Origin of the sequence: Chloroflexus islandicus, assembly GCF_001650695.1 — a bacterium.
GTDB classification, from domain to species: Bacteria; Chloroflexota; Chloroflexia; order Chloroflexales; family Chloroflexaceae; genus Chloroflexus; species Chloroflexus islandicus.
The window spans coordinates 83180-100364 of record NZ_LWQS01000125.1 but is presented as its reverse complement, the minus strand read 5'-3'; the positions used below and the strand labels follow the sequence as shown (position 1 = coordinate 100364).

Genomic DNA, 17185 nt, shown 5'->3' with positions numbered 1-17185 from the left:
GGACGCAAGGTCTGGTTAGCTACGCTTGTCTGCTGTGTGTAAGAGACAAGACCCGGCTCACCAGACCAACGGTGCGCCGGGTCAATTGTTTGTGTGGAGGAATGTATGAAACGGATCACCATGACCAGCCCAATTGCTTACACGCCACGCTACTGCCGGCCCGAACTGTTTGGCTCTTGTCAAGTGAGAGAGGTGCCACTGTATGCCATTGCCTGAGCGCCTGTTTTTTGTCGATACGACCTTACGCGAAGGCGAACAGTTCGCCAGCGCCCGCTTTACCACCGCTCAACGCATCGCTATCGCCGAGATGCTCGACGCTTTTGGCGTTGAGTACATCGAAATGACCTCGCCCGCCGCTTCGCCGCAAAGCGCGCGTGATCTTGCTACGATCGCTCGCCGCGGCTTGCGCGCTCGTATCCTCACCCATATTCGCTGCCACATGGCCGATGCTCGCCTCGCCGTTGAACACGGCGCGCAAGGTGCGAACCTGCTCTTCGCCACCTCTGAACCACTGCGCACGGTTAGCCATGGCCGGAGTTTGAGCGAGATTCTGGAAGAAGCGCGACAGGTGATCACCTTCTTGCGTGACCACGACCTCGAAGTGCGCTTTTCAAGCGAAGATAGCTTTCGCACCGATCTCGCCGACCTGATCCGCATCTACCGCGCCGTTGAAGAGATGGGAGTGCAGCGGATCGGCCTCGCTGATACGGTTGGCATCGCCACGCCACGGCAAGTCTACGATGTGGTCAGCGCGGTGCGCGCCGAAGTCAAGTGCGACATCGAATTTCATGGCCACAACGACAGCGGCTGCGCTATCGCCAATACCTTCTGCGCTGCCGAAGCCGGCGCCACCCACCTTGATGTGACGGTGCTCGGCATTGGCGAACGCAATGGCATCGCCAGCCTGAGCGGGATGATCGCCCGGCTGGCCAGCGTAGACCCGGCCCGCGTGCAGCGTTACCGGCTCGACCTGCTGCCCAAGATTGATGAGACCGTCGCCACGATGCTCGGCATCGAGATTCCGTTCAACCAGTGCATCACCAGTCCCACCGCCTTCCACCACAAGGCCGGGATGCATACCAAGGCGGTGCTGGCCGATCCGCGCAGTTACGAAGTGCTCGATCCGAACCTGTTTGGCCGCCAGCGCACGATCGCGGTTGCCCATCGCCTTGTGGGGTGGCACGCAGTCGCTGAACGGGCCCGCGAGCTGGGCATTACCCTCAGCGAAGCGCAGGCTCGCGCTGCCGCCGCCCGCATTAAGGCCCTTGGCGACGAACACGACCTTGATGGCGCCATGATCGACGAAATTCTGTACAGTTACGCTGAATAACACCGTATGGCCGCGCGGCGTGCGGCCACCAACTACAACGAGGATACGACTATGCCAACGATGAGCGAACAGATTTTGAGCCGCGTCGCCGGTCGTCCGGTGCGCGCCGGTGATGTCGTGACGGCGAACGTGGATCTGGTGATGGTGCATGATAGCTTGGCCCCCGGCATCATCCGCATTCTGCACCAAGAGTTGGGCGCCGAGCGGGTGTGGGATCCGCAGCGGGTGGCGGTGGTGATCGACCACGTTGCTCCCGCCGCCAGCGTGCAGACCGCCGAGAAGCAGCAGGAGGTGCGGCGCTGGGTGCGCGCGCAGGGCATTCCCAACCTGTTTGATGTCGGGCGCGGCATTTCGCACCCGGTCTTGGTTGAAGAGGGGTTGGCCCAACCGGGCATGTTGATTTTGGGCAGCGATAGCCATAGCACGGCGTATGGCTGCGTCGGAGCGTTTGGCACCGGGATGGGCAGCACCGATATTGCGCTGGCGCTGGCGACCGGCAAGACGTGGCTGCGTGTGCCAGAGACGATTGTCGTCCGTGCAAGCGGCACATTTGGCTTCGGCGTCGGCCCGAAGGATTTGGCCCTCCGCGCCGCCCGTCTGCTCCGCGCCGATGGCGCGACCTACGCCGCGATCGAGTGGCACGGTGTCGAGCAGCTTAGTGTGATGGAGCGGATGACGCTGGCGACCCTCTCGATTGAAATGGGGGCCAAGGCCGGGATTATTCCGCCGGCTGGTCTCGATCTCACCGGCCCGCTCGTGCCCACTGTCGATGCCGATGCGCAGTATCAAGAAGTGGTAGAGATCGATCTCGGCCAACTTGAGCCGCAAGTCTCCGCGCCGCATTATGTCGATAACGTCGCCGATCTGAGCGATCTGGGCCGGGTGGCGGTTGATGTGGTCTACCTCGGGACCTGCACCAACGGCCATTACGAAGATATGGCGGTCGCGGCCCAGATTCTGGCCGGACGCCGGCTTGCTCCCGGTGTGCGCATGATCGTCGTGCCAGCTAGCGCACAGGCGCTGCAACGCGCCGCTGCCGATGGCACCCTCGCCACCTTGCTCGCCGCCGGCGCCACCATCGGCACACCGGGGTGCGGCGCGTGCATTGGCCGCCACATGGGAGTGCTCGCCCCCGGCGAGGTCTGCCTGTTCACCGGCAACCGTAACTTCCGTGGCCGTATGGGCAGTCCCGAAGCGCAGATCTACCTCGCCTCGCCGGCAGTCGCCGCCGCGACGGCGCTCACTGGCTATCTGACCGACCCGCGCGCGGTGATGGATGGCCAGCCGGTCGTATCGCAGTAACGCTCAGCGCAGAAAGAGAGGCTTTGCTATGGCTCGCGTGTGGCTTTTTGGCCCCGACATCAATACCGATCAGATCGTTCCCGGTCGCTATGCGCCGTATATGTTGAAGGATGAGAGTGAATTGCGCCGCTACCCGTTCATCGAACACCGGCCCGATTTCGCGCCCAACGTGCGCCCCGGCGACATTATCGTCGCCGGCAAGAACTTTGGCTGCGGCAGCTCGCGCGAGTACGCTCCGCTGGCGCTGCGTATGGTCGGCATCGGTGCGATTATCGCTCCGCTCTTTGCCCGCATCTTCTTCCGCAACGCGCTCAATCTCGGCATCCCCTGCTTTACCGCTGATCTGACCAACGAGCTGGCTGATGGCGATGAAGTAGAGCTGGATTTGGAAAGCGGGAAGATCACGACCAGCGCTGGGCGCGTGATCCACTTGCCGCCGCCGCCGCTCTTCTTGCGCGAGGTGTGGGCCGCAGGAGGCATTGTGCCGTTCTACCGCCAGTATGGCCGTTTCCCCGGTGAGGTGGCGTGATGCAGATCTGTGTCATTCCCGGCGATGGGATCGGCCCGGAGGTGATGGCCGTGGCGACAGCGGCGCTGCGCGCGCTGGCGCCTGACCTCACCCTGACCGAAGCCGAGGCTGGGTGGGGCGTCTTCCAGCGCACCGGCGTCGCACTGCCCGCCGAGACGCTGGCAGCGGCCCGCGAAGCGACCGCGATCCTCTTTGGTGCGGTTGCCTCGCCGAGCCACCCGGTACCCGGCTACCGCAGTCCGATTGTCGAACTGCGCCGCACGCTCGACCTGTACGCCAACATCCGGCCCACGATCGGCCCCGGCGTTGATCTGGTGGTCGTGCGCGAGAACACCGAAGACCTGTACAGCGGGCGCGAGCGGCTTGAAGACGATGGCAACACCGCCATCGCCGAGCGCGTCATCACCCGCACTGCCTCGGCCCGGATTGTGCGCGCAGCCTGTGAATTGGCCCGCACCCGCCAAGCTGCCGGCCATCCCGGCAAGGTCACGATTGTTCACAAAGCCAACGTGCTGCGGGTCAGCGACGGCCTGTTCCGCACGGTGGCGCTGGAAGTCGCTGCCGACTTCCCTGAATTGACCTTTGAGGAGCGGTTGGTTGATGTGGCCGCCATGCAACTGGCCGCCCAACCGCAACGGTTTGATGTGATCGTCACGACCAACCTGTTTGGCGATATTCTCTCGGATATTGCTTGCATTCACGGCGGCGGCTTGGGTGTCGCCGCCAGCAGCAATCTCGGTCACGGACGGGCGCTGTTCGAGCCGGTGCATGGCGCTGCGCCTGACATCGCCGGACGTGGCATTGCCAATCCAACTGCGGCCCTCAACTGCGTGGTGATGCTGCTCGAGTGGATTGGGCGGCCTCACGCCGCCGAACGGTTGCGCCGGGCTATGGATGCCGTCGCCGCTGCCGGCATTCGCACCCCCGACGCTGGCGGCGACGCGACGACTCGTGAAGTAGCTGATGCGATTCTGGAACAACTCACAACCCACGCCTGAAAGGAGCACCAACCATGCGCGCCGAATGCCCCGAATGCGCCGCCGAAATCACCTTGCCGGCCAACACGCTGGAGAGCGAGATTATTGCCTGCCCCGATTGCGGCGCTGAATTGGAAGTCGTCAGCCTCAACCCGCCTACCCTCGCCCTCGCCCCTGAGGTCGAAGAGGATTGGGGAGAATAGAATAACGTATTCGTGCTACAGCCAAAGGAGTTTATCAATGCGCGCCGAATGCCCCGAATGCGCTGCCGAAATCACTTTGCCGGCCAACACGCTGGAGAGCGAGATTATTGCCTGCCCCGATTGCGGCGCCGAATTGGAAGTCGTCAGCCTCAACCCGCCCACCCTCGCCCTCGCCCCTGAGGTCGAAGAGGATTGGGGAGAATAGGAGAACCGATCATGCGCATTGCCGTCCTCTGCTCGCGCATCCGCGCCGAAGAGAAGCTGCTCTTTCAAGAGTTAGAACGCCGTGGTCTCGATTATGTCAAAATCGATGACCGTGAGCACATCTTTGACCTCCACCAGACCAGCTACCCGTTCGATGTCGTGCTTGAGCGCGCCATCCAGCACAGCCGCGCGCTCTATATGCTCAAAATCTTTAACGACGCTGGCGTGCCGACGGTCAATACCTATCACGTCGCCCTCACCTGCGGCGACAAGTTTCTCACCACGCAGGCGCTTATCCATGCCGGGGTGCCCACGCCGCGCTGTTTGCTCGCTTTCACGCCGGAAAGCGCGCTCGAAGCGATCGAGCAGCTCGGCTATCCGGTGGTGCTCAAGCCGGTGATCGGCTCGTGGGGGCGGATGGTGAGCAAGATCAACGACCGCGACGCCGCCGAAGCCATTCTTGAGCACCGCGACGTACTGGGCAACTACCAGCATTCGATCTTCTACATCCAGCAATACATCAACAAGCCGGGCCGCGACATCCGCAGCTTCGTGATCGGCGACGAGTGCATTGCGGCGATTTACCGCACCAGCCCGCACTGGATCACCAACACCGCCCGCGGCGGCGTCGCGACCAACTGCCCGATCACGCCAGAGCTGGCCGATCTGAGCGTGCGCGCAGCACACGCGGTTGGCGGTGGCGTGGTCGCGATCGACATTCTGGAAACGCCCGACGGCGAGTTGTTGGTCAATGAAGTGAATTACACGATGGAGTTCCGCAATAGCATCGACACCACGGGGGTAGACATCCCGGCCCGGATTATCGATTACGTGGTGGAAGTGGGCCGCGGTCGCCAGTAGCATCCTACCGCGCTGCCTTTTCCGGCGATGGTGTGGTGCGTCTTGTTGATGAGGCGTGTATGACTTTGCGCGTTAGCATTGTGGGGGCGAGCGGCTATGTCGGCGGCGAGCTGTTGCGCCTCTTGCTCGATCACCCGCACGTGACGATTGTGCAGGCGACCAGCGCTCGCAACGCGGGGAGGTACCTCTATCAGGTGCATCCCAACTTGCGCGGCCGCACCAACCTGCAATTCGTTCACCCGGACACGTTGCAGCCGTGTGATCTGCTCTTTCTGGCCCTGCCTCACGGCGAGGCGGCGCAGGCCATCGAGCGTTACGCCGCTCTCGCCGAGCGGATCATTGACTGTTCGGCTGACTTCCGCCTGCGCGATCCGGCGGTCTACCAGCAGTGGTACGGCAATCCGCACCCCGCCCCGGCGTGGCTGGAGCGGTTTGTGTATGGGTTGCCTGAAGTGAACCGGTCTGCGCTGATCGGCGCGCGCTATGCCAGCGGCGTCGGTTGCAACGCCACTGCCACTAACCTTGCCCTGATGCCGCTGGTGCAAGCCGATCTGATCGACCGTACCCGCCCGATTATCGCCGACGTCAAGGTGGGATCATCGGAAGGCGGCGCGACGGCCAGCGATGCCAGCCACCACCCCGAACGCTCCGGCGCGGTGCGCTCGTTTGCGCCGGTTGGCCACCGCCACCTCGCTGAAGTCGAGCAGATCACTGGCTTGCGCAACGTTCACATGTCGATCACCGCCATCGAGCTGGTGCGCGGCGCGTTAGCGACAGTGCATGCCTTCGCGGCGCGTGACTTGACCGAGAAGGATCTGTGGCAGGCGTACCGCGGCTTTGCCCGCGAACAGCCATTTGTGCGCATTGTGAAGGAGCGGCAGGGGATTTATCGCTACCCCGAACCGAAGATATTGGCAGGGGCCAATTACGCCGACATTGGCTTCGCCTACGAGCCAACGACCGGGCGGATTGTCAGTATCTGTGCGATCGACAACTTGATGAAGGGGGCTGCCGGCAGCGCGGTGCAGTGTATGAACCTGATGTGCGGGTTTGCCGAGACGACGGCGTTGACGTTTATGGGGTTGCACCCGTAGGGACGGGTTGATGAATGCTTTATGGAGTGCGGCAGTTAAACTGCCGCACTCCAAAACGCTGGGCTGGGGTCATCCGTAACAGGTATGGCGCGCAGCAGTGGGACTGCCGCACTCCATATATTTGGGCAACCGCGGCTTTAAACACCACGCCGAATCCGTCCACGAATCGTATGGAGTGCGGCAGTATGACTGCCGCACTCCAAAACTTCTACCGCACATAGGCCGGTCTGAAACCGGCCCCTACTCGTGTTCGGTTAACTGTTGATCGGCCAACTCGGCCTGCAACGCCTGAATCGCCACCAGCAACTGGCGCTCGCGTTCGGCCAACGTCGCGGCCATTGCGCGCGCCGCCGACAACTGCGCGGCACGGGCTAAGGCCGTCGCGCCGGCAGGGACAGTGTCATTTTCGAGACGGGCAACCGACTGGCGCGCCCGCTCGAGGCCGGGGCGCAGGCTGTTGAGGCGGGCGGTGAGTACTTCGATGCGCTGGCGAAAGTGATCTTGCATGGTCTATCCTCCACACACACTCGCCGGGCGCACCGGTAGCGCCGCGGCGACAATGACCTGAGCGGCACCGTCGCCGCGATCCATTCCTTAGTATACCGTTTTTGCACATTTTTTGCAATATGTGTGCAGAGGTGTTGCAATAGAATGCGCAGGGAATCTTGCGTTCCCTGCGCATCGGGCTGGGTTCGGTTACTCCGAATCTGTAATCACCCCATCGCGATAGATCTCGATCACCAAATCATGGTTGATCCGGCCAGCGCAGCGCGTCGTCTTTTGCTCTGGCGGTTCGTTACCGATCGACTCACTGGTGACGACAATGGTCAAGTCAATATCGGTGTAGGCATCCTTCTGCGTGCTGATCCGCCAGATCGGTTCGCCGAGCGTGTCGCCTTTGCCGACATATTCGAGTTTGTCGAGGGTGTAGTGCGTACCAATGCTGCCGGTGATCGACACCCCCACACATCCTGCTAAGGTCGTGCTCATGAGCAGCACCACCAACAGCAGCGCCATCCGGCGGCGTGACCGCCACGCGAGGATGCCGGGAGGCACGAAGGCCAATGCCAGCCACACCGGTGCAGCGTTGCTCGTGGCCGGCGGCGGAAAAACTAGCTGCATCTTGCCTGTGATCGCATCGGGCGAGATCGAGGCTATTGCCATGAACTGCGAGGTATCATCGGCTTCGCCGGTCAGCGAGGCCGTCCCTTCGTCAAAGGTGAACTCCAACTCGTTCAGACCGCTCCACTGATACGAACCGCGCGGCGCCACCATCCCAGAAATCGCCTGTGCTAGGTTAATCAGCTCGGCTGGATCATCATTAAAATTACCATTGTTATTCTCACACGATAAGTTCGCGCTGATCACCTTCTGGCTCACCAAGATCCAATCACCCTGTAAATCGACCAAGTTCACTTTGGCCTTGAACGTTGCCGGCTGATTGCGAGCCAAAGCTACCACCCGCACCATGTCGTACCCCATACGGGGATGGATCGGGCCGAGCACCAGTTGGCTAGAGCCATCGTGATAGGTGACCGGCTCATTGCCACGCCGGTACCACAGCTCCACTCCCGGCTCAATAGTTAGCATAACCGGCCAGCCGGATGTGTTCGGGTTCACCCCGCCGTTCACCACACTCAACGGATAGACGGCGCCACTGTCAATAGCAGCTTGAATCTGATACTCAGGCGGGCGGCCATCGGGCGTTTGTTTCACGATCTGCGGCGCCTCAGCAGTGGAACTGAGGGCAAAATCCTCATTCTTGTTGCGGCGAATGCTGATCACATCACCGACCCGGTTCGGCCGTTGCAGCTCCGCCGGCACTGTGATCCCGGTATTGGCCCTTTCCGGGGCCACACCGAGCAAATAGCGGGCATAGTCATCGAGGTTCGTGCGCAGCTTCGCTTGGCGCGCTTCATCCATCAACGGGTAGCTGCCCTCGTTGATGGCCTTCACCAGCTCTGCTTCGCTCAGCGCGCAGGCGCTGTTCGCGCAGAGGTTGACCTTGAGCAATTGGGCGTGAATGTAGCGCGACTCATCGTTCCATCCCCACGTGAACGGTTCGGCTTGAAAGCCAAGTTTCGGCCCATCAACCGTCGTCTGGCCGTATTGAATGAGGTTGTGCTCTTGCGCTTCCGGCTCGATCAGAAAGACCATATTCTCAGCGGTTGTCTCTAACCACCATGCCTTCGGGCCAGAGAGGGCGGCCACCGTCATCGCATACTCTTCATCTTGCACCCAGTGGGCCAGCTCGTGAATCAGCTCGTAACGTCCGGGCGGGTTGGCAATGGTTTTGGCGCTATCAACCGGCAACGAGAGGATGCTGCTCTTGGGGCTGTATGCCGGCGCGCTGAAATCAGGGCCAATCACCACAAAGACGGACGAGTTCGACTTGGCTGCGGTAAAGTTTTTCTCCGCAAAACTCCGCAGAATCGAGTCGATTTGGCGAATTACTTCATCGGCCTGATCAAGCTTGAACTGGGCCGTCATTGGCCACATCACGTAGATTTTGCCATTGGTGCGGCACAGTGTGCTCGACGTCCATTGCAAGCAGAGATGATAATCGTCGGCGGCGAATGCCGGTGGAGGCGCTAGCGCCTGCCACAGATTCCCGTCGCTCGCGGCGCTCTTCGGGCGAGCCACGAAGTAGCGGATCGTCCCACCCCGGCCATTGCCGGAGGTAAGATCAGGCACGTCGGTGGGCGATACCCGCACCGCCAGCTCCAGTTTTCCATCACGCGGTTCTTGATCGAGCACTGCGAGGTAGGTGTCATCGACCAACGCCACAATGCGCGATTCGGGAGAAGCGGCGGGCAGCGTTAGCGTGACCCGGCCCCGGCTATCGTTCGGCGCAGTCACTTCGTAGAGCGGCGTCTCGATCACGGCCTGTTCTTGCAAGGCGGCGGCTAGTGCTCCCTCAGCGGCGCTGACAGCCACCGTAATTGGTTCGCCGGTTTCCATAACAGTGGGTGGGGCAATGATCTGCACGCCGTAAGAATCGGTGTAGGGTTGGCCATCGGGTTGCACCGGCAAATTAGCTAACGGCTTCGCTTCCATCACCAGCAGGGCCGGCACAGCGGTTGGCGGCGGCGCAGCCGTCGCCTCTGCGCCAACCGGCGTGGGTTCGATCGTGCTGGGAGGGCCGGCCACGCAACCGGCCAAACCGCTCGCTAAACCAAGCGCCAGTAACCAATAGAGAACGCGCGACAAACTGTTGGCGGAGCAACACCGGGGGGCAGTGGACGGCGGGGCAAGCGGGGGGCGCATACGGTTCCTCCTTTGGGAAAGGATGGTTCAGATACAGGGAACCTATCCGTTGTTGTAGCGCGTCCCGCACCACTTGTCACGGTGCTTCGATATAACTCCGCATTGCGAAGGGGCAACCAACGGGCCAGCACTATAACACTGCGCTAACACTCCGCTACTGTGCAACTAATGTGACCGGAGTAGAGTGATGATAGCGATACTGTGCAAACAACCATCTTACGCAAGCGAGGAAACTATGGTCTTTTCAACTCCAATTCGCACCGGTGAACAGAGCATTGACCGCGTGTTACAAGCGGGTTTGCCGGTCTTGCTCGTCTTCGACCGGCGCGGTTGCCAAACCTGCCAGCAACTCGAACCAACCCTTGACCGGTTGGCGCAACGCTTCGCCGGCAAAGCGTTGATTGCGCGGGTTGATGCCGATGATAATCCGGCGTTGGTGCAGAAATATAACGTTACCGATCTACCGGGGCTAGTCTTTATCAGGAATGGAGCGACGGTGGCGCGCACTGCCGGCGCAGCGCCGGAGACCGCGCTGCAAGCGTGGCTAAGCTACCTGAGCGGCGAGGGTTCGCAGCCGCCGTTGCCGAGCGGGCCGAGCGTGCCGCTGCACCGGTCAGCGCCGTCCGCTAATGGCGCTCCCCCCGGCCCCACCCCGAACCGCCAACCTGCTAGTGACGCGCGCGCGCCGGCTGGACCGGTAGTGCTGCGCGACGCCACCTTCGATCAAGTGATTGGCCAAAGCCAACAGCCGGTGCTGGTTGATTTCTGGGCGCCGTGGTGCGGCCCTTGCCGGGCCGTCGCGCCATCGATCGAGCGGCTGGCGCAAGAGTTCGCCGGCAAAGCGGTGGTGGCCAAGCTCAACGTTGACGAAAACCCGTACACGGCCCAACGCTTCGGCATCACCGGCATCCCGGCAATCTACGTCTTCAAAGGCGGTCGCGTCGTCGAACGGCTGGTCGGCGCGCAGCCGTATCAGGTCTTGCGGCAGGCGCTGGCCCGGCATACCGGCGCATAAGCAGCAGCGCACGCTGCACCTAGACAATCACGCGCAGCCGGCAGTGGCTGCGCGTGATTCTGTTTCATGTCATTACCCCAATCGAGGCGCTCGGAGGCTATAATGATGCTATCGGCTATGATTGCTTCATACTGCAAACGCTATGACAACTGCGATCTCTCCTCAGTTTGAATTGCATTTGTTAGGCGCGCCACGCTTCTGGGCAGCGCAGCAGGAGGTAACGTTCCAGCGCCGGCAACCGCTGGCAATTATGGCAGTGCTAGCACTCCATGATCGCGCTGTAACCCGCGATGAATTGAGTTACCTGTTATGGCCTGATGCCCCCCAAACGGTTGCCCGCCAACGCCTGCGCCGGTCGCTCTCGCAGTTGCGGCAAACGATCGGTGTCATTGCTGATCAGATTGTGATCAGTACGTCTCAGGTGCATAGCAGTTTGCTCCGCTTCAATAGCGAGCACTGCCGGGTCGATGCGCGTGAGTTCCTTCGTTTATCGCAGCACGTGCGTGCGCTCCCTCCTCCCCAAAGTCTGTCCATGATCGCCGAAGCGGCAACGCTCTATCGCGGCCCGCTTCTCAACGGGATTGAGTTGGAAGAAGCGCCCGAATTTGAGCATTGGCTCCAACAACAACGATACCACTTCGAGCGCTTATATTTCGATGTAATTGTGCGGGCTATCGATGGCTATGCCCACATTGGCGATCTGCCGCGCGCTTTAGCCGTTGCAGAACAAGCGCTGGTCATTGATGCGTTATCGGAAGAGGTGCATCGCAAAATAATGTGGCTATACGCCAAGTTGGGCCAACGAAGCAGCGCCATCCGCCAATTTGCGCTCTGCCTTGATCTCCTCGAACGTGAACTGGCCGTCCGGCCTGACAGCGCCACCGTTGAGCTGTACCAAGCAATAGTAGCTGAGCAGATTGAATCGGCGCGAGCACTGGCCTTTCCCCAACCAGTGCTTGCACCCGGCAAACCTGCTCACAGTGCCCGCACCATTGCATCGCTTCCCATACCGCCTGCCCCTATCGACGAGATGACAACGGCAGTGCAAGCAGCATTCGGCAGCGCTGCCCCCGTGATCTGGGTGGAGGGGCCAGCCGGCGCCGGTAAGTCGTGGCTGGCACGCACCGTACCAACCCGCTTGCCATTTGCGCGGCAGGTTTGGATGGTCAGCGCACGGACTGTCTCGTCTCATACGCCATTTGGGTTGATGCGGGCCGTGTTGCACACCGCTATGTTGCAACGGCTCAATGAAGCGCATTCGCCAAGCGGCATCGCTACCCAACTCGATCTATGGATGAGTGAAGCGACGCGAGTGCTACCGGAGCTGCGTGCGCTCTTTCCCCAGTTACTGCCAGTACGCAACCAAAACGACGAGATGCCGGCTGCCCGGCACGCGGGTCTCGCGCGGCTGTTGCAAGCATTGCCTCGCGCCTTATTAGCATTGGCCGGCGGCCAGCCAACGGTAGTTATTTTTGAAGACCTCGATGAGGCCGATCACTTATCGATCGAGGCGATCCGTTGGCTGGGAAGCGTCTGTCGTGGCACGCAAACGGTGTTATTCATCACCTGCCGCACGGCTGACCGTGAACCGCTTGCTTCAGTCTTGGCCGAACTCCAACAACAGGCTATGGTATGCTACTGGCGCTTGCCGCACTTCGACCAAGCAACCGTATTGCAGTATGGCCAAGCTGCCGGTCTTGCGCCAGAGCAGGCGCACACGATATGGCAAGCCACAGGCGGGGCGCCATTGGCAGTAACTGAAATGATTCACGCTGCCGCCGGCGCTGCTGCCGGCGCTGCATTGCCAACTTCATTGGCCGAAGCAATTCAACAGCAACTATGCGCTCTCGATGCCGCTGAGCGGCGGATCATGGAAACCATCGCCGTATTAGCAAGCAGCAGTATTGATGTCATACAACAGATGAGCGGGCGCAATCCGGCTGAGGTGGAACAAGCCTGCGCACGGCTCTGCCTGCGCAACTGGTTATCGCAAAACGCGGCCCAGTACACCATTGCCCATCCCGAAATACGGGCCGTAACTCTCGCCTCGCTCACCCCTGCCCGGCGCCAAAGCTTGCACCGGCAAGCAGCCAGCGTACTGCGCCAGATGAACGCCGAACTCCCACTCATTGCCAACCATCTCGAACAGGCCGAACAGATCAACGAAGCAGCTGAATTGTGGCTTCAAGTCGCTCGCCAAGCTCGATCACGGTACGCGCACGAGAGCGCCCTTGCTGCAGTACAGCGCGGGTTAGGGTTGGCCACCGATCTCCATCTCCTCTTCCAACTGCTCTGCGAACAAGAAGATATCTTGCATGAACAGGGCCGCCGTGATGAACAAGCGTCCGCTCTCGCCGCCCTTGATCAGTTCTGCGAGCGTTCGCCAGATCATCCCGAGTGGCACGGTGTTTTCTACGCGCGGCGTGGCCGGTATGCGCTGGCGCGTAACCACTGGCCGGAGGCGATTGATGCGCTGCGGCGCGCAACCGCTTACACCCTCCATTACGACGTTGCCACCCTTACCTTGCTTGCCCGTGCCCTGTGGCACCACCAAGATTGGTCAGCCGCGGAGGAAGCATTACAACAGGCGCAACAGGCGGCCCAGCAGCAATCGCAGCCTGACTTACTCGTGCGGTATTGGTTGGCGCGCGCTGATTATGAACAAGCGCGTGAACGCTTTGCTGCCGCCGAAGAAGCCCTGCAACGCGCCATCCAGTTTGTTGATCCGCAGTCGCCGCTGTTGCCGGAAATCATGCTCTTGCGTGGAAATTTGGCCACGGTGCGCAATGATTTCGTGACTGCGCTAACGTATGGCCAAGAGGCGTACCAGCTATTCGATCGGCGTGGGATACCGGATCGAGCGGCAGCAGCAAGCGTCCTCATTGCGCGGGCGCAGGCCCGCCTCGGTCAGTTCGCCGAAGCGCTGGCAGCATACGAACGCGCCTATGCTGGCTATGCCGCCCTTCGGTTACGACAGGGGATGGCGGCCAGTCGGGTGAATGCGGCCACGATCGCATTGCGCTTTGGCGATTTTGCTAGCGGTATCAGGCTGGCAACCGAAGCGCATACCTTATTTCAGGCGATTAACGATGCACGAGGTATGTGCGTGGCAGCGAGCAACATCGGCGCAGCGTTGGTGTGGCAGGGCCATGGTGCAAATGCTGAACACTGGCTGCGCGACTCGCTGGCGCGTGCGCAGGCCCTGCAATTACCGGTGCAGCAAGCGGCCGCCTTGGCGAACCTCGGCGCTGCACTGTTGCAACAAGGACGATTGGAAGAAGCCCGCATGACGATGGAGCAGGGATTGACGCTACGCGCTATGCAAGGTCTGCTTGATATGAGCATTGATCGCGCCTTTCTCGCCATTGCGTGCCTACGGCTTGGCGATAATGCCGCTGCCGACATGCACAGCGCTCAAGCCGTGCGTGATCTAGAGCAAGCTCCTGCCGTGGAACACCCTCAACAAATCTGGTTTGCCCGCGCCCAAGTCTTGCGCGCCTTAGGCCGCTACGATGAAGCGCAGTCCGCTCTGCAGATGGCCATGAATGATTTGCAACGCGAGCAACATCAACTGCCGCCAGCACTCCACGACCGATTTTTAACCGCCTTCACCTTCAATCAAGCGATCCTCAATGCCCACACAGCCGATATATGGCCTGACCCACCTGCCTTGGCCTGAATGGCGCCCGTGATGTAGACGCCGTGTGGACGCTTTGCCGCTATGAGCAATCAACGTCCATCAGCCCAACTAGATAGGAGCTATCGCAATGAATGCACGAGTCCGCAGTCCGCTCGGCATCATCATCGGCCTGCCGATGATGTTTATTGCCGGTATGTTTTTCCTCAGCTTTGGCTGGAACATCCGCGCCGATCTTGAGCGCCAGATGGCGGCGATGATCCCGGCGCAAGGCGTCGTTGTTGAAGTCGTATCACGCACGGTCAACACCAACAGCGGGAACCGAACCTTCTCCTACCCGGTAGTCGAGTACCGCACCGCCACCGGCGAATTGATCCGGTTCGAGAGCACACTCGGCGGCAACCCGCCGGCGTTTCAAACCGGCGACCGAGTGGAAGTGTTGTACGATCCGCAAACGCCGCAATCAGCCCTCGTCAATACGTGGGAACACTGGCTGCCAGTCTATATCTTTCTTGGCGCCGGCGGCGTGATGATCGGGCTTGGCAGCTTGATGGCGCTCGATCTGGGATTGAAACTCTTGAAACTCGGCGGATTGCTCGGTCTGATCGGCGCGATCTTGTGGCGGCGCCGGCAGCAAGGGTAAGACGCCAAGACGCAACCCGTCACGTCTTGGCGTCACTACCAATATGGCTTAAGGATTGGACGGCGCCGGCTGCGGAATCACTAGCGCCTGCCCATCCCCCGCTTGATTGTTGAGCAGCAGGGTCAGATTGGTGTTCGGGTCAACGAACCACACATTCCCCTTCGACATCATCTGCACCAGCAATTCGCGCTTGCGCAGCTCGAACAGTTCGGGGTTTTCGCGCCAGTAACGGCCTTCGATAGCGCGCACCTGCGCTTCGCGGTTGGCGGCCTCTAGCGCAGCGGCAGTGATGCCCTTTTCGCGGGTCAGCGCAACTAGCGCCTCTTGCTCGGCTTGGAAGAGATTATTGGCCTGTTGGGCCTCAATTTGCTGCCGGCGCTTCTGCTCGGTCTCAATCTGCACTTCCAGATTGGCCTTCTCGGCCAACAATTGAGCGTAGGTGTCGCCGACCTTGATATCGAGCACCTTCACCGCCTCGATCGTGATATAGAGCTGATCGACCGGCGCGCGCTGGCCATCGCCGGGAGGGGTGGTGAGAAAGCGGCGGATGCGCTCGGCAAACGATCCGCGATCCGAGAGCGCTTCATCGAGGGTGAATTGGGTGCTGGCGCTCTTGAGCGCATCGTTGATGAAGCCATCGAGAAAATCACCGAGCAGCGTGTCACTCACCCCGATCTCGGCATACGCCGCGCGCAACGCCTGCTCGGTCGGCAAGCGGCGAAAATCAACTTGAATATCGATATCGTACAGTTGCTTATCGCTACTGGCGACATTCTGCGAAATTTGGCGCGCTTGGCGGCGCACATTGACCAGCTCGATCTCGGTGAACGGCGCGAAGGGGCGGAAGATCGGCCCCGGCCCATGCACAGCCACGATCCGGCCTTGCACCAGCTCGATCGCGGCTTGCCCTTCATCGACCTGCACATACTTCATCGTGCTCAGGCCAATGCCGGCAATGATTAGCAATACGATAAATCCGCCAACAAACGACAACCGTGAATTCATACTTCCTCCTCCACCGGTGCGCGGCGCTCGCTGCGACATCACAACCCCCTTTGTTCACGTTCGCAGTGACGTCTGTTCATGTTGGGAAATACGCACAGCGGCGGCAGAAGTTGCATCCGGCTCGGCAATGCCCAACGTTTCGGCGACAATATAGAGTGGCCGGCCTTTCACTTCATCGTAGATGCGACCGACATATTCGCCGATAATGCCGAGCGAAATCAGTTGCACTGCGCCAAGGAAGAGCACACTCGCCAAAGTGCTGGCCTGCCCGTAAAACGCAGGTTCGGCGGCGGCAGGATTGGCGAGCCGCATCACAAAGACCACAAGGAGGAAAATCATGCTGATCGCGGCGACGATAAAACCGAGATAGGTCGCCAGTTGCAGCGGTAAATACGAAAAGCTGGTAATGCCATCAAGGGCAAAACGCAACATCTTGCGCAGCGGATATTTAGTGGCGCCGGCAGCGCGGGCATGGCGGCGATACGGCACCCCAGTCTGGCGGAAGCCAACCCACGCCGACAAGCCGCGCATAAAGCGGTGATGTTCGCGCATACGCTTCAGGGCATCGACGACTTTACGATCCATCAACCGGAAATCGCCGGTATCAACCGGAATCTTGACGTTGGTGATCCGCACGATCAGGCGATAAAAGAGGGCCGCCGTCGTCTTCTTAAACCACGTCTCGCCTTCACGCTCTTCGCGCACGCCATACACCACCTGATAGCCTTCGCGCCAGCGCGCAATCAGTTCAGGGATGACCTCCGGCGGATCCTGCAAATCCGAATCGATCACAATCACCGCTTTGCCGGCAGCGTAGTCAGTGCCGGCGGTAATCGCAATCTGATGGCCGAAATTGCGCGAGAAGTTGATCACCTTGATCCGTGGATCACGCTCGTGCAGCTCGCGCATAATTTCCGGCGACCGATCCCGGCAGCCGTCATTGACTAACACCAGCTCAAACGGTTCCCCCAGCGGTTCGAGCGCGGCAATCACCCGCCGGCAAAACTCGGCGATCAACTGCTCTTCATTGTAGACCGGCGCGACCACCGAGAAGGTTGGTTGCACATCAGACATATTCCCTCCCCGCCTCAACCGGCGGCAGAACCAAACCGTTTATT

The 17185-nt window shown here is 60.7% G+C and carries 15 protein-coding genes; 11 read left to right on the top strand and 4 right to left on the bottom strand.

What is annotated here, in order from left to right:
- Positions 1–202 precede the first annotated feature (202 nt).
- The 8 genes from lysS to argC are packed head-to-tail and all read left to right on the top strand — an operon-like array spanning position 203 to position 6500.
- Complete coding sequence (lysS, locus tag A6A03_RS19760) at positions 203–1330, top strand: homocitrate synthase (RefSeq protein ID WP_066791664.1); 1128 nt, start codon at positions 203–205, stop codon at positions 1328–1330.
- 51 nt (positions 1331–1381) lie between these two features.
- Complete coding sequence (locus A6A03_RS19755; RefSeq protein WP_066791725.1) at positions 1382–2632, top strand: 3-isopropylmalate dehydratase large subunit; 1251 nt, start codon at positions 1382–1384, stop codon at positions 2630–2632.
- A 28-nt stretch (positions 2633–2660) separates the two neighbouring features.
- The gene (locus A6A03_RS19750) at positions 2661–3161 is read left to right on the top strand and encodes a LeuD/DmdB family oxidoreductase small subunit (protein ID WP_066791662.1); all 501 of its coding nucleotides are present in this window, start codon (positions 2661–2663) and stop codon (positions 3159–3161) included.
- A complete protein-coding gene (locus A6A03_RS19745) occupies positions 3161–4159 on the top strand; it encodes an isocitrate/isopropylmalate dehydrogenase family protein (protein WP_066791660.1) in 999 nt (332 codons plus the stop codon). Before A6A03_RS19750 ends, A6A03_RS19745 begins: the two co-directional genes overlap by 1 nt.
- A 14-nt stretch (positions 4160–4173) precedes the next feature.
- Positions 4174–4341, top strand: a complete 168-nt coding sequence (gene lysW, locus A6A03_RS19740) for a lysine biosynthesis protein LysW (RefSeq protein WP_066791658.1) — start codon at positions 4174–4176, stop codon at positions 4339–4341.
- 37 nt (positions 4342–4378) lie between these two features.
- A complete protein-coding gene (lysW, locus tag A6A03_RS19735) occupies positions 4379–4546 on the top strand; it encodes a lysine biosynthesis protein LysW (protein WP_066791658.1) in 168 nt (55 codons plus the stop codon).
- A gap of 11 nt (positions 4547–4557) precedes the next feature.
- On the top strand, positions 4558–5406 hold the full coding sequence (lysX, locus tag A6A03_RS19730) for a lysine biosynthesis protein LysX (protein ID WP_066791655.1): 849 nt from the start codon (positions 4558–4560) through the stop codon (positions 5404–5406).
- 59 nt (positions 5407–5465) lie between these two features.
- The gene (gene argC / locus A6A03_RS19725) at positions 5466–6500 is read left to right on the top strand and encodes an N-acetyl-gamma-glutamyl-phosphate reductase (protein WP_066791653.1); all 1035 of its coding nucleotides are present in this window, start codon (positions 5466–5468) and stop codon (positions 6498–6500) included.
- Positions 6501–6740: 240 nt separating this feature from the next.
- On the opposite strand, the gene A6A03_RS19720 is transcribed toward argC, so the two are convergent.
- The gene (locus tag A6A03_RS19720) at positions 6741–7007 is read right to left on the bottom strand and encodes a hypothetical protein (protein WP_066791651.1); all 267 of its coding nucleotides are present in this window, start codon (positions 7005–7007) and stop codon (positions 6741–6743) included.
- 189 nt (positions 7008–7196) lie between these two features.
- Positions 7197–9710: a hypothetical protein gene (locus A6A03_RS19715; protein WP_156525401.1), complete on the bottom strand. Its 2514-nt coding sequence runs from the start codon at positions 9708–9710 to the stop codon at positions 7197–7199.
- A gap of 292 nt (positions 9711–10002) precedes the next feature.
- Here A6A03_RS19715 and trxA point away from each other — a divergent pair, with 292 nt between their 5' ends.
- From trxA to A6A03_RS19700, 3 genes are all read left to right on the top strand, one after another.
- The gene (gene trxA, locus A6A03_RS19710) at positions 10003–10782 is read left to right on the top strand and encodes a thioredoxin (RefSeq protein ID WP_066791647.1); all 780 of its coding nucleotides are present in this window, start codon (positions 10003–10005) and stop codon (positions 10780–10782) included.
- A 142-nt stretch (positions 10783–10924) separates the two neighbouring features.
- Positions 10925–14461 (top strand): ATP-binding protein, encoded by a 3537-nt coding sequence (locus A6A03_RS19705; RefSeq protein WP_066791645.1) that lies wholly within the window; start codon positions 10925–10927, stop codon positions 14459–14461.
- Positions 14462–14549: 88 nt separating this feature from the next.
- Positions 14550–15062: a DUF3592 domain-containing protein gene (locus A6A03_RS19700; protein ID WP_076798292.1), complete on the top strand. Its 513-nt coding sequence runs from the start codon at positions 14550–14552 to the stop codon at positions 15060–15062.
- 48 nt (positions 15063–15110) lie between these two features.
- Here A6A03_RS19700 and A6A03_RS19695 read toward each other — a convergent pair whose 3' ends face one another.
- Positions 15111–16067 carry an SPFH domain-containing protein gene (locus A6A03_RS19695; RefSeq protein WP_245669070.1) on the bottom strand — a complete coding sequence of 319 codons (957 nt, stop codon included), beginning with the start codon at positions 16065–16067 and terminating at the stop codon, positions 15111–15113.
- 54 nt (positions 16068–16121) lie between these two features.
- Positions 16122–17141, bottom strand: a complete 1020-nt coding sequence (locus tag A6A03_RS19690) for a glycosyltransferase family 2 protein (protein ID WP_066791640.1) — start codon at positions 17139–17141, stop codon at positions 16122–16124.
- Positions 17142–17185 lie beyond the last annotated feature (44 nt).